This is a genomic window from Nocardia sp. NPDC050697 (assembly GCF_040654395.1).
Taxonomy (GTDB): Bacteria; Actinomycetota; Actinomycetes; order Mycobacteriales; family Mycobacteriaceae; genus Nocardia.
In genome coordinates this window covers 1-16,680 of the sequence record NZ_JBFAHY010000011.1, presented here as the reverse complement: position 1 = coordinate 16,680, position 16,680 = coordinate 1, and the positions used below count along the sequence as shown (strand labels likewise).

The window sequence follows — 16,680 nt, the reverse complement described above, 5'->3', positions numbered from 1 at the left end:
TCAGGCCGAGAGCCGCTCGGTGGAGCCGGCCGCGAGCGCCTGCTCCACGTGCTCCAGCCCGGACCGGATGATGTCGCCGTACGCGTCGTGGGCCAGCACGTCGAGATGCCCGCGCGCGATGGTGAGCTGCATCCGGGCCGACTCGAAATCGCCGGTCCGGCGCTGGCTGTCGGCCAGGTTCAGGTAGAGCGAGGGGAGGAAGCCGCGTAGCCCCTCGTCCAGCGGGACGCCGTAGGCGAAGACCGCCGCCAGCGCCCGCTGATCCCAGTACAGCGCGTCCTCCGCGCAGTCCTGGACGTCGGCGAGGTGGTGCGCGACCACGCACCGCTGCACGGGATCACCGTCCTCGCCGAGCTCCTCCCAGACCTCCATGAGCGCGCGTCGCGCTGCCACCCGGTCCACACCTCCGAGCCGCACCGCGGCGTAGATATCCGCCATCCGATCGTCCGCCATGCGCCGAGTATCGCACATGTGTTCGAACGTTTCGAGTGCAGATCGAACATCTGTTCGCAACGTCGCGGCTATCCGCGCATCAGCGCGCCCGCCGAAAGGTTCGCCGCAGGTCAGCGACCCATTCACCGGGGATCTCCCAGGGAATGAAGTGGCCGCCGCGCGGATGCACGGTGACCTCTTCCAGCCAGTACCACTCGGCCCTGGTGGCGCGGAACCAGGCGGCGCGCTCGGCGGTGGAGACGCCGGGCGGGTTCTCGTGCGCCACCAGCGTCACCCCGGTCGGCACCCCGACCACCGGGCTGCGGTCGTGCGTAGGTGTCCAGGGGTAGCGGTTGTTGTTGGCGTAGGTGCGCATGGAGGTGCCGATGGAGTTGGTGACCCAGTAGATCGTGGCGTGCGTGAGCAGGTCGTCGCGCGGGAAGGCGCGCTCGACCTCGCCGCCGCAGTCGCTCCACGAGGTCCAGCGCTCCAGGATCCAGGCCAGCATGCCCGCGGGCGAGTCGGCGAGGGCGTGCGCCAGGGTGTCCGGGGCCAGCGTGTGCGCGGCCAGGTGCACGGCGAAGCGGTGCTCGAGGGCGATGAGCCGGTCGCAGGCGGGGGCGGGCAGGTCGTCCGGGATGGGCCTGCCGCCGCTGACGTCCCAGCCGCGGTCGCCGTTGAAGAGCGTGAGCGGCTGCCCGGAGCCGATGTGGATGCCGTACAGCTCGTCCGGGTAGCGGTGCCCGAGCTGCGCGGTGACCAGTGCCCCGACGTCGCAGCCGGCGGCGGCGTAGCGCTCGAAGCCGAGCACCTCGGTCATCAGCGTGTGCCAGAGCTCGGCGATCTTCCAGAAGTTGAGGTCGGCGCGGTCGAGCGGGCCGGAGAAGCCGAAGCCGGGGAGCGAGGGGACGATCAGGTCGAAGGCGTCGGCCGGGTCGCCGCCGTGCGCGCCGGGGTCGGCCAGCGGCTCCAGCACACGGGACCAGTGCCAGAAGGTCCACGGCCAGCCGTGCGTGAGGATCAGCGGTCTCGGCGCGGGGCCGGTGCCCGGCCTGCGCAGGAAGTGCACCGGGACGCCGTCGATGGTGACCCGATGGTGGTCGTAGCGGTTCAGCGCGGTTTCGGCGGCGCGCCAGTCGTACTCGGTGCGCCAGTACTCGCACAGCTCGTGCAGGTAGTCACCGGAGACGCCGTAGCCGTCGCCGGGGACGGCGGCCCTGCGGGTCAGGGCGAGCCGCTGCCCGAGGTCGTCGAGCACCGCGTCGGGGACGTGGATGGGGGTGCTCTCCATCACCGGCTCCGTTCGTCGTCGAGTTCGGCCAGCCGGGCCAGGGCGGGGAGCGCGGCGGTCAGCGCGGCGCGGTGCTCCGGCTCCAGCCGGGCGACCAGCTCGGCCATCCGCGCGACCCGCGCGGTGCGCCTGCCGGTCACCGCCGCCGCGCCGCGCGGGGTGATCCGGACCAGCACCGCGCGGCCGTCGCTGGGGTCGGGGTCGCGCGCCACCAGGCCGTCGCGCTCCAGCTTGGCCACGATCTGGGTGATGGCGGGCTGGGTGACCTGCTCGCCCGCGGTGAGCGCGGAGAGCCGCTGCGGGCCGCGCCCGGCCAGCGTGTGCAGCACGGAGAGCGTGGTAAAGCTGCGCTGCTGCACCTCGGGCAGGCGGATGAACATCCGGGTGAACTGCTCCATGACGGCGGTCAGCTCGGCGGGGTCGAGGTCGGGCACGCCCCCTTTCTAGCAGAAACTTATATAAGTTTCTCATTGAAATCTGTTCTTGGCAGGGCATCTTACTTGGGAGTAAGTTCAGCCCATGGGTGAAACTCTGACCGGCCGCCACGTGCTCATCACCGGGGCCTCCTCCGGGATCGGGCGGGCCGCCGCGCTCGCCGTCGCGGCCAAGGGGGCGACCGTGTTCCTGCTGGCCCGGCGCGCGGACGAGCTGGACGAGGCGGTCGCCGAGGTGCGCGCGGCCGGCGGCGACGCGTACGGCTACCCCTGCGACATCACCGAGACCGAGTCGGTGGAGCGCACGGTCTTCGCCATCCAGCGCGACCACGGCCACGTGGACATGCTGGTCAACAATGCGGGCCGCTCCATCCGGCGGGCGATCCACCGCTCCACCGACCGGCTGCACGATTTCGAGCGCACCATGGCGGTGAACTACTTCGGCGCGCTCCGGCTCACCCTCGCGCTGCTGCCGCAGATGCGCGAGCGGCGCTTCGGGCACATCGTGAACATCAGCAGCGCCGGGGTGCAGGTGGCGACCCCGCGCTTCGCCGCCTACCTGGCCAGCAAGGCGGCGCTGGACAAGTTCACCGAGGTGGCGGCGGTGGAGACGATGGCGGACGGGGTCACCTTCACGACCATCCACATGCCGCTGGTGCGCACCCCGATGATCGCGCCGAGCGGGAACCAGGGGCCCGCCGAGACGCCGGAGTGGGCGGCCGCGACCATCGTGCGGGCGCTGGTCGAGCGGCCGCGGCGGATCGATGTGCCGCTCGGCACCATTGCCGAGTACGGGGCGCTACTCACCCCCAAGCTGCGGGATCGCATTCTGCATAGGTACTACCGGGCGCTGCCCGATTCGCCCGCCGCCAAGGGTGAGAACGGCGAGGCGCCGGAGCAGGATTCGGGGTGGGCCGAGCCCGCGCGCTCGCGTTCGGCGCCGCTGCGGGTCACGGGGACCGCGCTGCGCCGGGTCGGGCGCTGGGTGCCGGGCACGCACTGGTGATCCGGCGCTCGGCGGGGCTGTAAGCGTCAGGCGTAGACGCCCTCGGCGCACCACCCGCGGTCGCGGTAGGCGAGCAGCAGCACCCTGGCCTCGGCGGGCTCGCCGTCCAGCCGGACCTGCGCGCGGGCGCGGACCGTCGCCGAGCCCGGCGCCCACCAGCGCTCGTCCACCGGCCACGGCCCGGCCCAGCCCGCCAGCGCCCACTCCCGGCTGCCCCAGCGCAGCCGGGCCGGGGCGGTGCTGAAGACGCCGCGCTCGGTGACCTCGACCGCGGCGCCGTCGGCCGCCTCCAGCAGCACCGCGGGCTGATCGACGAGCACGACACCGGGCGCGGGCTCGGGCAGCCGGCCCGGCCAGGGCAGCGCCGGATCGGCGGCGGGCACCCGCTCGTCGCCGAGCGCCACCATGGTCACCCGCTCCCCCGGCCCGCGGCCGCCGCTGAGCACCCCGAACTGCACCGCCTCGCCGCCGAGCAGCCCCTGCACCCGGATGAGCGCGCGCCGCGCCTGCCCCTCGGTCTCCCCCGACCCGCCCCACAGCCCGAGCTGCAGCGCCCCGGCGGGCACCACCTCGCTCGGCTCCAGCCGGAGCACGGTGATCGGGCCGGTGGGGCGGGAGCGGTGCGTGAGCCAGCCGTCAAGTTGCCAGCGCACCCGGTCCGCCGTCCCGGCGGCGGTGAGCGGCTCGGCGCAGCGCCAGACCCGCGAGAGCTCCTCGCCCGCTTCGGTTTCCGCGCTCACCACCAGGCGGGTGCAGGCGGTGCCCGCCGCGGCGAGCGCGGCGTGCAGCCGGGTGGCGAGCATGCGGCCGGCGAAGGCGGCGGCGTCCACCCGGTCGATCGGCGGGTCGCAGCGGTAGACCACGGTGAACTCCGGCGGCGGGCGGCGCGCGGAGACGGTGCGCTCCGGCAGCGCGCGGGCGCAGCGGTGCGCGGCGATGGCGTCGGCGCCGAAGCGGGAGGCGATCTCGGCCGGGGTGAGCGCGGCGAAATCGCCGATCCGGCGCAGCCCGAGGCGGTGCAGCAGGTCGACCAGGTCGGCGCGGTACTTCGCGTCGGCGCCCGGCTCGGCCGCCAGCTCGGCCACCGGGAGCGGGGCCAGGAACTCGGCGCCGCCGCCGGGCGCGACGATGGCGCCGCGGCGGGCGGCGAGCACGGCGGTGGAGAGCGAGTCGGCGATGCCGGCCGCGGCCTCCGCACCCGCCGCCGCCACCGCGTCCACCAGCCGCTCGGCCGCCGCCTCCTCGGAGCCGAAGTAGCGGGCGGCGCCGCGGGCGGCCAGCACGAGCAGGCCGGGGCGCAGCACCTCGACGCCGGGCACCGTCGCCTCCACCGCGGTGACGATCGGCTCGAAGAGGCGGGCGTCGCGGTCCTGGTCCTCCCTGGCCAGGAAGATCTCCGGGCAGCGGGCCTGGGCCTCGCGGCGGCGCAGGCCGCGCCGGACCCCGGCCGCCCTTGCGGTCGCGGTACACGCGACGACCCGATTCGCGGCCAGCACCGCCGCCGGCCGATGCGCCGGAATCCCGGCCACGGAGGCCGCGGCAACAGCGGGCCAGTCGGGACACCACAGCGCAAGCTGTCTGTGTTTCATTGGGCCCGCCTCCGGCGGGCCGGGTTCGCGGCCCTTCGGGGTCTCGCGTCCGGCGGCCGAGACTCGCGGCTGGGCCGCATTGCTTCGGCCGCCGGACGCGAGACGGGCCGCGAACCGAACGGGGCGGGGTCGAGCAAACGTGGCCAGAGGTGGCGGGAACTGTCCATGTAACGCTCACCTCCGGTTGCCAGCTATCGATCCGCAATCGAATATACGTTCGAGTGGCGCCGGGGGGAAGCGGACCCCGGGTCGGCTCCGCTGCCCGAACCGGACGCCCACTGCACCCCGACCCCGAATCAGGTCGCCTACCAGAGCTTTCGACTACCCTGCACACCATGATCGATCGCCCCCGCCCCATCATCGGCCCGGACTACCTGGTGGCCGGCCGATACCGGCTCCAGTCGAAGATCGGCGGCGGCGGGATGGGCGCCGTGTGGCTGGCGCTCGACCGGCTGCTGAACCGCGATGTGGCGATCAAGCAGGTGCTCACGACGGCGGGGCTGGACGAGGCGACGGCGCGCGAGGTGCGGGAGCAGATCATGCACGAGGGCCGGGTGGCGGCGAAGCTCTCGCACGAGCACGCCATCGCGGTCTACGACGTGGTGCTGGAGGCGGGCGAGCCCTGGCTGGTGATGGAGCACCTGCCCTCGCGCAGCGTCGCGCGGGCGCTGGCGCTGGTGGAGGCGCTCCCCCCGGTGGAGGTGGCGCAGATCGGCGCGCAGGTGGCGGACGCGCTGGCCACCGCGCACGCGGCGGGCATCGTGCACCGCGATATCAAGCCGGGCAATATCCTGGTCGCCGACCGCGGCCCCGAGGTGGGCAAGGCCAAGCTCAGCGACTTCGGCATCTCCAGCGGCGCGGGCGACCCCGCCGACCACCAGGACGGCATCATCACCGGCACCCCCGCCTACCTCCCGCCCGAGGTGGCGCGCGGCGCGGCGCCGACCACCGCGAGCGACGTCTTCTCGCTCGGCGCGACGCTCTACACCGCCATCGAAGGCCAGCCGCCCTTCGGCTTCGACGACGACAGCGACGCCGTCGTGGCCAGGGCCGCCATGGCGCAGATCATCCCGCCCACCCGCAGCGGCGTGCTCACCAACGCGCTGCTGCACATGATGGAGCCCGCCCCGCAGCGCCGCCCGAGCATGGCCGAGGCGCGCGACGAGATCCTCACCGCCGCCTTCGGCCCCGGCACCGCCCCCTACATCCTCGGCGCGCCGGTGCGCACCGAGGACGGCACCATTCCGGCCTGGGCCGCCCGCAACTCGGCCTCCGGGCTGCGCAGCCCGCACTCCGCCCCGCTGCCCCGCCCGCACCGGCAGCACGCGGGGGCGCAGGCGGCGCCGCAGCACCAGCAGCGGCTCGGCACCGGCACCACCGGCGGCAGCGGCTTCACCAGCAACCCCGGCGCGCCGCTCGCGGTCGCCGCCGGGCTGCTCATCGGGCTGGTGCTGGTGATCGCGATCATCATCGTCGCGCTGTAGGGGTCAGTCGATCCGGCGGCGGTGCGCCCAGCGGGTCAGCGCGTTGCGGTTGGACTGCTGGGTCTTCCGAAGCACGTTCGAGGCGTGCGTCTCCACCGTCTTCACCGAGATGAAGAGCGCCTCGGCGATCTCCCGGTAGGTGTAGCCGCGGGCGAGCAGCCGCAGCACCTCCAGCTCGCGCGGGGTGAGCGAATCCAGCTCGGGGTCGAGCGGCGGCTCCGGGACCGGGGAGCGGCCGGTGAAGGAGTCGAGCACGAACCCGGCGAGCCGCGGGCTGAAGACGGCGTCGCCGCCGGCCACCCGGCGGATGCCCGCGGCGAGCTCGGCGCCGGAGATGGTCTTGGTGACGTAGCCGCGGGCACCGGCCCTGATCACCGCGATGACGTCCTCGGCGGCATCCGAGACGCTGAGCGCCAGGCAGACCGGGCCGTCGTCGATGCCGTTGAGCACCGCGACCCCGCCGCCGTCCGGCATGTGCACATCCAGCAGCACCACATCGGGCCTGGCGGTATTGATGCCGGAGACCGCGTCGGCGACGCCGCCCGCCTCGCCGATCACCTCCATATCGGCCTCCCGCCCCAGCTCGGCCCGGACCCCCGACCGGAAAACGGCGTGATCGTCGACCAGAAAGACGCGCACACTCACCGGTTACTCCTCCTCGTCACGGAGCCATCATGCACCGGGGAGCTCACGGCCGGGCCGCGGGGCCGGGCCGGAACGGGACCGCCCGCTCGGGGTCCGGCGCCGCCGCGCCCAGCGGGAACGGCGTGGTCTCGGCCGCCCCATCCGCGCGCAGCGGGAACCGTGCGGTGGCGGCATCGGCGGCCGAGGCGTCCGGCGCCGGGGCATCCGGCACGGGGGCATCCGGCACCGGGGCATCCGCCGCCGAGGCACCCGCGTGCCCAGGTGTTCCCGCGCCCGAGGCATGCGCCGCCGGGGCGCCCGCTACTGTGGCGCCCCCTACCGCATCGCCGGACCCGGCGCCGGGCTCGCCCTCCGCCGCCACCCCGGAATCGCTGCGCGGCATGACGATCCGCACCTCGGTGCCGCGACCGGGGGTGGAGCGCACCTCGACGGTGCCGCCGCGGCGCTCGATCCGGGCGCGCACCGAGCGCGCCAGCCCCTGCCGATCGGCCGGGACGTCGTCCGGGTCGAAGCCGACGCCCCGATCCCGGACGAACACGCTGACCTGGTGCGGCTCCGCCTCGGCGAAGAGGTCGATCTCCGGGACGCCCGCGTGCTTGGCCGCGTTCACCAGCGCCTCCCGGCCCGCCCCGAGCAGCGCGGTGAAGTGCTCCTTGGGCAGCCCGCTCCCGGTTTCGCCGACATCCATGCTGACGTCGCCGACGGTCACCGGGGTCACCTTCACCCCGTGCTGATCCTCCACCTCGCCCGCGATGGTGCGCAGCGCGGCGGCCAGGCTGGACTGCGCCGGGCCCGCGTCCTCGAAGAGCCAGCGCCGCAGCTCCCGCTCCTGGCTGCGGGCCAGCCGCAGCACCTCCTGCGGGTCGGCCGCCTGGCGCTGGATGAGCGCGAGCGTCTGCAGCACGGAGTCGTGCAGGTGCGAGGCGATCTCCTCGCGCTCCTCGTTGCGGATGCGGGCGGCGCGCTCGGCGTTCAGCGCGCGCACCGTCTTGAGCCAGAGCGGGACGGTGAGCAGCCCGGCCCCGACCAGCGTGACCCCGACCGCGAGCAGCGCCGGGCCGAGCGAGCCGAGATCGATCCGGGCCAGCACGACGACGCCGAGCCCGACCACGACCAGGGTGACCCCCGAGATGATGCGGGACCAGGTGATCACCGTCGGCTTGGCGGGCAGCCCGAGCAGCGAGCGCGGGCCGCTGCCCTCGGCGTCGTACTCGCGCCAGACCAGCGCGGCGCCGACCGCCACCACCACGATGGGCGCCACGATGCCCGCGACCCGCCCGCTGAACAGCCAGGACACCGCCACCGCGAGCCCGATGCCGAGCAGCACCAGCCCGACCGCCTGCCGCCGCTCCTCGCCGGAGGCCTCCTCGGTGTCCGCCCCGGCCGGGGTGAAGAGCCAGAGCAGGCCGTAGCCGAAGATGCCGGCCCCGGCCAGCGCGGAGAGCAGCACGAAGGCCATCCGCACCTGGAAGACCCGGATGCCGAGGTGGTCCGCGATGCCGCCCGCGACCCCGCCGATCACCCGGCCGCCGGTGCGCCGCACCAGCCGCGGCGGGGACTGCCGCTCGGTGGGCACGGGGGCGGCGGTGGCGGGTGACATGGTTCCGATGGTGGCACGCCGCCGGGCGCCGCGACATCGGGAAACACCCTGATGCCCCGGCTCCGGGCAGCGATTCAGGGTTACCCCCGATGCGCGAAAGCCCAGGTCTCGCCACCATGGAAAGCATGAAGACGAGCATCGGAGACCAGCTCCAGCAGTTGTGGCAGACCCGGCCGGTCCGGATGTCGCGCCAGGGCCCGGTCGCCGGCGTCGCCGCCGGCTTCGGCAGGCGCTACGACATCGACCCGGTCCTGGTGCGGATCGCGTTCGTGGTGTCGACGCTCTTCGGCGGGGCAGGTGTGGTGCTCTACCTGCTGGCCTGGCTGATGCTCGACGATGCGGGCGACCCGGGCGTGCCCCCGCGCTCGCTGCTGGACAAGTCGCAGTCGCAGACCAAGACGGTGGTGCTGATCGTCGCGCTCGCCATCGCGGTGAGCACCATGGGGCCGATCGGCGTCGGGCTCGGGGGGTCCGGGCTGATCAGCATGGCGCTCATGCTCGGCGGGTGGTGGTTGCTGCACCTGCGGCAGCCGGAGCCGCCGCTCGGGTTGCCCGGGCCCGAGTCCGCGCTCGGTGGTTTCCCGGCCACCGGGTATCCCGGGGTGTTCCCGGCGGGGGCGCCGCTGCGTTCGGTCGGTGACATGTTCCGGGCCGATCCGGGGCCGTACAGCCCGTACACCAAGCTCCCGGAGTTCTACGCGCCGGAGCCCGATGCGGCGCGGACCACGCCGCTGCGCGCGGAGGCGCCGGAGGAGCGGCTCGACGCGGACGCCCCCGGGCAGTCCGGCACCGGCACCGGCGAAGCCGGGATCGCCGACGGCGAGGCCGACACGGCCAGCGGCAAGGCGGGCACGGCTTTCGGCGAAGCCGGGACTCCCTCGAGCGAGCCCGCGGACAGCGCGACCGGCTCCTCGAGCAGCACCGCCCGCCCGAACCTCACCAAGGAGCCGACCCCGGCGGCCGCCCACCCCTTCACCACCCCGGTTCCCCCCTCCTGGGACCCGCTCGGCGTCGCCCCCCTCGCCTGGGACCTCCCCGAACCCACCCCGGCCAAGGCACCGGTCGTCACCCCCGAGCGCCGCCCGCGCTCCCGCCTCACCCCGGTCACCATCGGCCTCGCCATCCTGGCCGCGGGCGCGGCGGGCGCCGTCGCGGCGGCGGGCGCCGAGTGGATGACCCCGGCCCGGATCGGCGCCGCCGCGCTGGCGGTACTCGGCGTCGGCCTGGTGGTCGGTGCCTTCCTGCGCCGCGGCTACGGCCTCTTCCTGGTGACGGTCCCGGTGGCCGGGTTCGTCCTGCTGGCTTCGCTCATCGGCCCGATGGAGTTCGACCGCGCCGCCATGGGCGAGCACGCCTGGAGCGCCGCCTCGGCGAGCGCCCTGGAACCCGCCTACCGGGTGAACATGGGCAATGCCACGCTCGACCTGCGCCAACTCGCGCTCACCGAGAACCGCGCGGTGGCGCTGGAGGTGCGGATGGGCGAGGCCGAGGTGCTGCTCCCGGCCGACCTCACCGTGAACATGACCTGCGCCACCACCATGGGCGAGTCCAACTGCGTCCCCGGCATCAGCGGCCCGGCCACCCCGGGCGCGCCGGTGCTCGACCTGAATATCGATATCGTCGCCGGAAACGTGGAGGTGCGCCGTGGCTGATCACACCGAGGCTCCGTGCCGCAGGCGGCGCCGCGGCGGGCTGTCGATGTCCATGCTGGTGTCCGGGCTGATCGCGCTGGCGATCAGCATCTGGGCGCTCGCCGGCCCGAGCGCCGCGAGCGCGGCGGACATCATCCCGCTCGGCTGGACGGCGGTCACCGTGGCCATCGTGGCGGGCATCCTGCTGGTGCTCCCGCGCGGGCGGAACAAGAAGGACTGAGGCAGCGCCGGAGACGGGCGCCGCTCCTATCGGGGGCGGCGCCCGTTCCGCGTCACTCCCATTCGATGGTGCCCGGCGGCTTGCTCGTCACGTCGAGCACGACCCGGTTCACCTCGGCGACCTCGTTGGTGATCCGGGTGGAGATGCGCTCCAGCACCTCGTACGGCAGCCGGGTCCAGTCCGCGGTCATGGCGTCCTCGCTGGTCACCGGGCGCAGCACGATGGGGTGGCCGTAGGTGCGGCCGTCGCCCTGCACACCGACGCTGCGCACATCCGCGAGCAGCACCACCGGGCACTGCCAGATCTGCCCGTCCAGCCCGGCCGCGGTGAGCTCCTCGCGGGCGATGGCGTCGGCCTGGCGCAGCGTGGCCAGCCGGTCGCCGGTCACCTCGCCGACGATCCGGATGGCGAGGCCGGGGCCGGGGAAGGGCTGGCGGCCGACGATCTCCTCGGGCAGCCCGAGCTCGCGCCCGACCGCGCGCACCTCGTCCTTGAAGAGCAGCCGCAACGGCTCCACCAGGGCGAACTCCAGATCGTCCGGCAGCCCGCCGACATTGTGGTGCGATTTGATGTTCGCGGTGCCGCTGCCGCCGCCGGACTCCACCACGTCCGGGTAGAGCGTGCCCTGCACCAGGAACTCCACGCTCCCGCCCTGATCCGCCACGATCCCGGTCACCGCGTCCTCGAAGGACCGGATGAACTCCCGGCCGATGATCTTCCGCTTCTCCTCCGGGTCGGTGACGCCCTTCAGCTCGCCGAGGAACTTGTCCACCGCGTCCACCGTCACCAGCTTCGCGCCGGTGGAGGCGACGAAGTCCTGCTGCACCTGCTCGCGCTCCCCGGCCCGCAGCAGCCCGTGGTCGACGAAGACACAGGTCAGGCGATCACCGATGGCCCGCTGCACCAGGGCCGCCGCCACCGCGCTGTCCACCCCGCCGGAGAGGCCGCAGATGGCGGTGCCGTCGCCGATCTGCTCGCGCACCGCGCCGATCAGCGACTCCGCGATATTGGCCGGGGTCCAGCCCGCCGGGATCCCGGCCAGCTCGTGCAGGAACCGGCTCAGCACCTGCTGGCCGTGCGGCGAGTGCAGCACCTCGGGGTGGTACTGCACCCCGGCCAGCCGCCGCGCCCGATCCTCGAAGGCCGCGACCGGCGCGCCCGCCGTCGTCCCGGTGACGGTGAAGCCGTCGGGGGCGTCGGTCACCGCGTCGCCGTGGCTCATCCAGACCGGCTGCACCGCGGGCAGCCCGCCGTGCAGCACACCGCCGTCGATATTCAGCTCGGTGCGGCCGTACTCCCTGGTCCCGGTGTGCGCGACGGTGCCGCCGAGCGCCTGCGCCATCGCCTGGAAGCCGTAGCAGATGCCGAAGACCGGGACCCCGAGGTCGAACAGCCCGGCATCCAGCCGCGGCGCGCCGTCGGCGTACACGCTGGACGGGCCGCCCGACAGGATGACCGCGGCCGGCTTCTTCTCGGCGATCTCCGCCACCGTGATGGTGTGCGGAACCACCTCGGAGAAGACGCGCGCCTCGCGCACCCGGCGGGCGATCAGCTGGGCGTACTGCGCGCCGAAGTCGACGACGAGAACAGGGCTCTGGGTATCTGCCACCCGCCCAGTTTAGTGAGCGCGCGAATCGCCCCGTGCACCCCCGCGCCGCTGGCTATCCTCATCGGCGTGCCGTTCGCCCGTGCGATAGACGCCGACATCCACTACGAGGACAGCGGGGGCACCGGGCCGGTCGTTCTGCTGGCGCACGAATTCTTCATGGACCGAACGATGTTCGCCGCGCAGCAGGCCGCCCTCGCCCCGGAGTTCCGCATCGTCTGCTGGGACGCGCGCGGCCACGGCCGCACCCGTGACCAGCACCTTCCCTTCACCTTCTGGACCGCCGCCCGCGACGCCCTCACCGTGCTCGACCACATCGGGGTGGAGCGCGCGGTGGTCGGCGGCACCGCGCAGGGCGGCTTCATCGCGCTGCGCACCGCGCTGCTCGCCCCGGAGCGGGTGGCCGGGCTGGTGCTGATCAGCACCGAGGCAGGAGGCCTCAGCCGCGAACAGTCCATCGCCACACTGCGTTTCCTCGACCTCTGGTACGACGAGGCATCCAGGGAGCGGGCCGCGCAGCAGCTCGCCCGCTGGCTCATCGGCGACGACGACTGGTACCGCGCCATCTGGACCAGGCGCTGGCTCGGCCAGGGCCGAAGGGACATCGAGGTGGCCGCGGGCTGCGTGCTGGCCCGCGACTCGGTCGCCGAGCGGCTCGGCGAGATCACCTGCCCCGCCCTGGTGATCCACGCCACCGAGAGCGGCATCACCAGGGCGCGGGCCCGCGAACTCGCGCTCGGGCTGCCCCGCTCCACCTACCTGGAGATCGACGGCGCCCGGCTCGCCGTCACCATGACCCACCCGGAGCCGGTGAACACCGCGCTCGGCCGGTTCCTCCGGGCACACACCGCGCTCAGGCCCGGACCGTCAGCCCGACCTTCTGGAATTCCTTGAGATCGGAGTACCCGGCCTTCGCCATCGACCGGGCCAACCCGCCCACCAGGTTCAGCGAGCCGAACGGGTCGTCCGACGGGCCGAAGAGCACCCGGTGCAGGCTCGGCCGCTCGCGCTCCGGATCGGCGCCGCCCGCGTCCCACGGGTCGTCCACATCCAGCAGCGCGCCGCGCGGCACCGAGGGGTGCGCCGCCGCCGACGGCCAGTACCAGCCGCGGCCCGGCGCCTCCGCGGCCAGCGCCAGCGGCACCCCGAGCACCGCGGCGTCCGCGCCGCAGGCGATCGCCTTGGCCAGCTGGCCGGAGGTCGAGACATCGCCGTCCGCGATCACGTGCACGTACCGGCCGCCGGTCTCGTCCAGGTAGTCCCGCCTGGCCGCCGCCGCGTCCGCGATCGCGGTCGCCATCGGCACCCCGATCCCCAGCACCTCGCCGGTCGTGGTCGCGCCCGGGTACGAGCCGTAGCCGACGATCACGCCCGCCGCGCCGGTCCGCATGAGGTGCAGCGCGGTGCGATGATCGCTCACCCCGCCCGCCACCACCGGGACGTCCAGCTCCGCGATGAAGGTCTTGAGGTTGAGCGGCTCGCCCTCGCTCACGTGCTCCGCCGAGATGATGGTGCCGTGCACCACAAGCAGGTCCACCCCGGCCTGCACCAGCGCGGGGGTGAGGGCGCGGGCGTTCTGCGGGCTCACCCGGACGGCGACCGTCACGCCCGCCGCGCGCACCTGCGCCACCGCGGCGGCCAGCAGGTCCGGCTGCATCGGGGCGGCGTGCAGCTCCTGCAGCAGGGCGACGGCGCGGTCGGACGGGCCGTCGGACGCCAGCTCGGTGAGCTGCTCGATCCTGGCCTCGACATCGGCGTGCCTGGCCCAGAGCCCCTCGCCGTTGATCACGCCGAGGCCGCCGAGCTTGCCGAGCTCGATCGCGAACTCCGGCGAGACCAGGGCGTCGGTGGGGTGGGCGACCACGGGGATGTCGAAGCGGTAGGCGTCCAGCTGCCAGTGCAGCGACACCTGCTTGGACGACCGGGTGCGCCGCGACGGGACGATATCGACGTCGTCCAGGTCGTACGTCCGGCGAGCGGTCCGGCCCATGCCGATTTCCACCATGTCGCGCATAAGTGCTGTGCCTTTCTGCCCGCTGGCGCGGGCGGGGTTTGCGGCCCTTCGGGGTCCCGCGTTCGGCGGCCGAGACTCGCGGCTGCGCCGCATTGCTTCGGCCGCCGAACGCGGGACGGGCCGCAAACCCGTTGTGGGCTCGTCTACGACGTCGCCGTGGATCCGGATGTTGACCCGGGGGTGCCGCCCCGGGGGGGTGTGGCGGGGGCGGACATGGTTCTACCCCGGCCTTTGCGGAAGACCGGGGTAGAGCTTAGCCGCGGCCGGTGTAGTTGGGGGCCTCGACGGTCATGGTGATGTCGTGGGGGTGGCTTTCCTTCAGCCCGGCCGCGGTGATCTGGACGAACTGGGCGTTCTGCAGGTGCGGGATGTTCTGCGAGCCGGTGTAGCCCATGGCGGCGCGGAGGCCGCCGACGAGCTGGTGGATCACCTGGTTCACCGGGCCGCGGAAAGGAACCCTGCCCTCGATGCCCTCGGGGACCAGTTTGTCCTCGGCGAGGACGTCGTCCTGGAAGTAGCGGTCCTTGGAGAAGCTCTTGGCCTGGCCGCGGCCCTGCATGGCGCCGAGCGAGCCCATGCCGCGGTAGCTCTTGAACTGCTTGCCGCCGACCAGGATGAGTTCGCCGGGGGATTCCGCGGTGCCGGCGAGCAGCGAGCCGAGCATGACGGTGGAGGCGCCCGCGGCGATGGCCTTGGCGATATCGCCGGAGAACTGGATGCCGCCGTCGGCGATCACCGGCACACCGGCGGGGCCGCAGACCGACACCGCCTCCAGGATCGCGGTGATCTGGGGGGCGCCGACGCCGGCGACCACGCGGGTGGTGCAGATCGAGCCGGGGCCGACGCCGACCTTCACCGCGTCCGCGCCCGCGTCGACCAGCGCCTGCGCGCCCGCCCGCGTCGCCACATTGCCGCCGACGATCTGGATTCGCTCGCCGACCTCGGTCTTCACCTTGGTCACCATCTGCAGCACCTGGGCCTGGTGGCCGTGCGCGGTGTCGACCACCAGCACGTCCACCCCGGCGTCGGCCAGCGTCATGGCGCGCGACCAGGCATCCTCACCGACGCCGACTGCGGCGCCGACCAGCAGCCTGCCGTCCCGGTCCTTGGTGGCGTTCGGATATTGATCGGTCTTGACGAAGTCCTTCACGGTGATCAGGCCGCGCAGCCTGCCGCCGCCGTCCACGATCGGCAGCTTCTCCACCTTGTGCCTGCGCAGCAGCCCGAGCGCCGCCTCCGCGGTGACGCCCTCCTGCGCGGTGATCAGCGGCGCCTTGGTCATGACGTCGGCGACCCTGCGGTTCTGGTCCACCTCGAACCGCATGTCGCGGTTGGTGATGATGCCGACCAGCGCGCCCTGCTCGTCCACCACGGGAAGGCCGGAGATCCGGAAGCGGGCGCACATGGCGTCCACCTCGGCGAGGGTGTCGGTCGGGCGGCAGGTGACCGGGTCGGTCACCATCCCCGCCTCGGAGCGCTTGACCGTCTCCACCTGGGCGGCCTGATCGGCGCCGGAGAGGTTGCGGTGCAGCACGCCCATCCCGCCCGCGCGGGCCATGGCGATCGCCATCCGCGCCTCGGTGACGGTGTCCATCGCCGAGCTGACCAGCGGAGTGCGCAGCCGGATCTCGCGGGACAGCCTGCTCGAGGTCTCCACCGAGCTGGGAATGAGGTCCGACGCCGCGGGCAGCAGCAGCACGTCGTCGAATGTGAGACCGAGCATGGCGATCTTGTTCGGATCGTCACCCCCCGTATGAGGGCGAGCGGCGAGTCGTTCGCCCGGTACGGGATTACTCATTCGGATCGACCCCTCCTGGACGTCGAAGGCACCGGGAGCCGGGTCGGAACCGGCGCCGCGGCGGTGTGAAGCGGATGGACGGTAGCGGCGCCGGACGCCCCGGATGCGGCGGGCGATACGGACGGCTTCCGTAAATACGCCGAGCTGCGCGGGGTTCGCCAGTGCCTTTCGCCTATGGTATCGGTCGGGTGAACGCGATGTTCCAGTCGGTCCGCCCGGGAAACTTGCCCGGCGCACCGCTGGCGCAGACCCACCTGTTCTGCGTACCGTGGGGATGTGCGTGACCATCTACCACCTGGCTTGCCGCCGGATCCCTTCGCCGGAGACCCCTCCGACCCGTCCGCCGCGCTCGATGCCATCGAGCCCGGCGAGCCGCTGGATCCCCATGAGCGCCTCGCGGTCGAGGAAGATCTCGCCGACCTCGCTGTCTACGAAGCCCTGCTGGCGCACCGCGGGATCCGCGGACTCGTGGTCAGCTGCGAGGATTGCAGGCAGGATCACTACCACGACTGGGACATGCTCCGCGCGAATCTGCTGCAACTGCTCGTCGACGGCACCGTCCGCCCGCACGAGCCCGCCTACGACCCGACCCCGGAGGCCTACGTCACCTGGGATTACTGCCGGGGATACGCGGACGCCTCGATGAACGAGGCCTTCCACGGCGACGGGTTCGACGGCTTCGACAGCTGAGACGAGAAACACCAACGGCGCGCCCACCGAGCGCGCCGACTCCGAAGCGGGCCACGCACACCCCGCCTAACTCCACGACGTCGCAGACGAGCCCACACCGGGTTTGCGGCCCGTCCCGCGTCCGGCGGCCGAAGCAATGCGGGGGAGCACGGGGGAGAGGGCGGCCGACGCGGGACCCCCAAGTGCCCCAAAACCCCCCCCCGCCCGCGGGGCGTTAAA

At 73.5% G+C, this 16,680-nt stretch carries 14 protein-coding genes and 1 pseudogene; 6 read left to right on the top strand and 9 right to left on the bottom strand.

Annotated features, from left to right (window positions below):
- The 3 genes from AB0H71_RS29940 to AB0H71_RS29930 form a co-directional block, all read right to left on the bottom strand.
- Positions 1-453, bottom strand: coding sequence for a hypothetical protein (locus AB0H71_RS29940; protein ID WP_357027468.1), 453 nt, complete (start codon positions 451-453; stop codon positions 1-3).
- A 79-nt stretch (positions 454-532) separates the two neighbouring features.
- Positions 533-1,723, bottom strand: coding sequence for an epoxide hydrolase family protein (locus AB0H71_RS29935; protein WP_357027465.1), 1,191 nt, complete (start codon positions 1,721-1,723; stop codon positions 533-535).
- Positions 1,723-2,157 (bottom strand): MarR family transcriptional regulator, encoded by a 435-nt coding sequence (locus tag AB0H71_RS29930; protein ID WP_357027462.1) that lies wholly within the window; start codon positions 2,155-2,157, stop codon positions 1,723-1,725. The genes AB0H71_RS29935 and AB0H71_RS29930 overlap by 1 nt, the downstream gene beginning before the upstream one ends.
- A gap of 85 nt (positions 2,158-2,242) precedes the next feature.
- Here AB0H71_RS29930 and AB0H71_RS29925 point away from each other — a divergent pair, with 85 nt between their 5' ends.
- Complete coding sequence (locus AB0H71_RS29925; protein WP_357027459.1) at positions 2,243-3,163, top strand: SDR family NAD(P)-dependent oxidoreductase; 921 nt, start codon at positions 2,243-2,245, stop codon at positions 3,161-3,163.
- Positions 3,164-3,189: 26 nt separating this feature from the next.
- Here the strand turns inward: AB0H71_RS29925 and AB0H71_RS29920 are convergent, their stop codons facing one another.
- Positions 3,190-4,752: a DNA polymerase Y family protein gene (locus AB0H71_RS29920; protein ID WP_357027457.1), complete on the bottom strand. Its 1,563-nt coding sequence runs from the start codon at positions 4,750-4,752 to the stop codon at positions 3,190-3,192.
- Between the two features lie 335 nt (positions 4,753-5,087).
- On the opposite strand from AB0H71_RS29920, the gene AB0H71_RS29915 reads away from it, so the two are divergent.
- Positions 5,088-6,236 carry a serine/threonine-protein kinase gene (locus AB0H71_RS29915; protein ID WP_357027454.1) on the top strand — a complete coding sequence of 383 codons (1,149 nt, stop codon included), beginning with the start codon at positions 5,088-5,090 and terminating at the stop codon, positions 6,234-6,236.
- A 3-nt stretch (positions 6,237-6,239) separates the two neighbouring features.
- Here AB0H71_RS29915 and AB0H71_RS29910 read toward each other — a convergent pair whose 3' ends face one another.
- Positions 6,240-6,875, bottom strand: coding sequence for a response regulator transcription factor (locus AB0H71_RS29910; protein WP_357027905.1), 636 nt, complete (start codon positions 6,873-6,875; stop codon positions 6,240-6,242).
- A 376-nt stretch (positions 6,876-7,251) separates the two neighbouring features.
- Positions 7,252-8,481, bottom strand: a pseudogene (locus tag AB0H71_RS29905) (PspC domain-containing protein); the annotation flags it as partial.
- Positions 8,482-8,597: 116 nt separating this feature from the next.
- Here AB0H71_RS29905 and AB0H71_RS29900 point away from each other — a divergent pair.
- Together AB0H71_RS29900 and AB0H71_RS29895 are read left to right on the top strand one after the other, a co-directional pair.
- Positions 8,598-10,133 (top strand): PspC domain-containing protein, encoded by a 1,536-nt coding sequence (locus AB0H71_RS29900; RefSeq protein WP_357027452.1) that lies wholly within the window; start codon positions 8,598-8,600, stop codon positions 10,131-10,133.
- The gene (locus AB0H71_RS29895) at positions 10,126-10,353 is read left to right on the top strand and encodes a hypothetical protein (protein WP_357027449.1); all 228 of its coding nucleotides are present in this window, start codon (positions 10,126-10,128) and stop codon (positions 10,351-10,353) included. Before AB0H71_RS29900 ends, AB0H71_RS29895 begins: the two co-directional genes overlap by 8 nt.
- A gap of 52 nt (positions 10,354-10,405) precedes the next feature.
- Here the strand turns inward: AB0H71_RS29895 and guaA are convergent, their stop codons facing one another.
- Entirely contained in the window at positions 10,406-11,962 is a 1,557-nt protein-coding gene (guaA, locus tag AB0H71_RS29890; RefSeq protein WP_357027446.1) for a glutamine-hydrolyzing GMP synthase, read from the bottom strand.
- Between the two features lie 66 nt (positions 11,963-12,028).
- On the opposite strand from guaA, the gene AB0H71_RS29885 reads away from it, so the two are divergent.
- On the top strand, positions 12,029-12,853 hold the full coding sequence (locus AB0H71_RS29885; RefSeq protein WP_357027443.1) for an alpha/beta hydrolase: 825 nt from the start codon (positions 12,029-12,031) through the stop codon (positions 12,851-12,853).
- Here the strand turns inward: AB0H71_RS29885 and AB0H71_RS29880 are convergent.
- Positions 12,813-13,973: a GuaB3 family IMP dehydrogenase-related protein gene (locus AB0H71_RS29880; protein ID WP_357027440.1), complete on the bottom strand. Its 1,161-nt coding sequence runs from the start codon at positions 13,971-13,973 to the stop codon at positions 12,813-12,815. The genes AB0H71_RS29885 and AB0H71_RS29880 overlap by 41 nt on opposite strands.
- Before the next feature lie 253 nt (positions 13,974-14,226).
- Positions 14,227-15,771 carry an IMP dehydrogenase gene (gene guaB / locus AB0H71_RS29875; protein ID WP_084505111.1) on the bottom strand — a complete coding sequence of 515 codons (1,545 nt, stop codon included), beginning with the start codon at positions 15,769-15,771 and terminating at the stop codon, positions 14,227-14,229.
- 276 nt (positions 15,772-16,047) lie between these two features.
- On the opposite strand from guaB, the gene AB0H71_RS29870 reads away from it, so the two are divergent.
- Positions 16,048-16,461: a DUF5319 domain-containing protein gene (locus AB0H71_RS29870; protein WP_011207424.1), complete on the top strand. Its 414-nt coding sequence runs from the start codon at positions 16,048-16,050 to the stop codon at positions 16,459-16,461.
- Positions 16,462-16,680 lie beyond the last annotated feature (219 nt).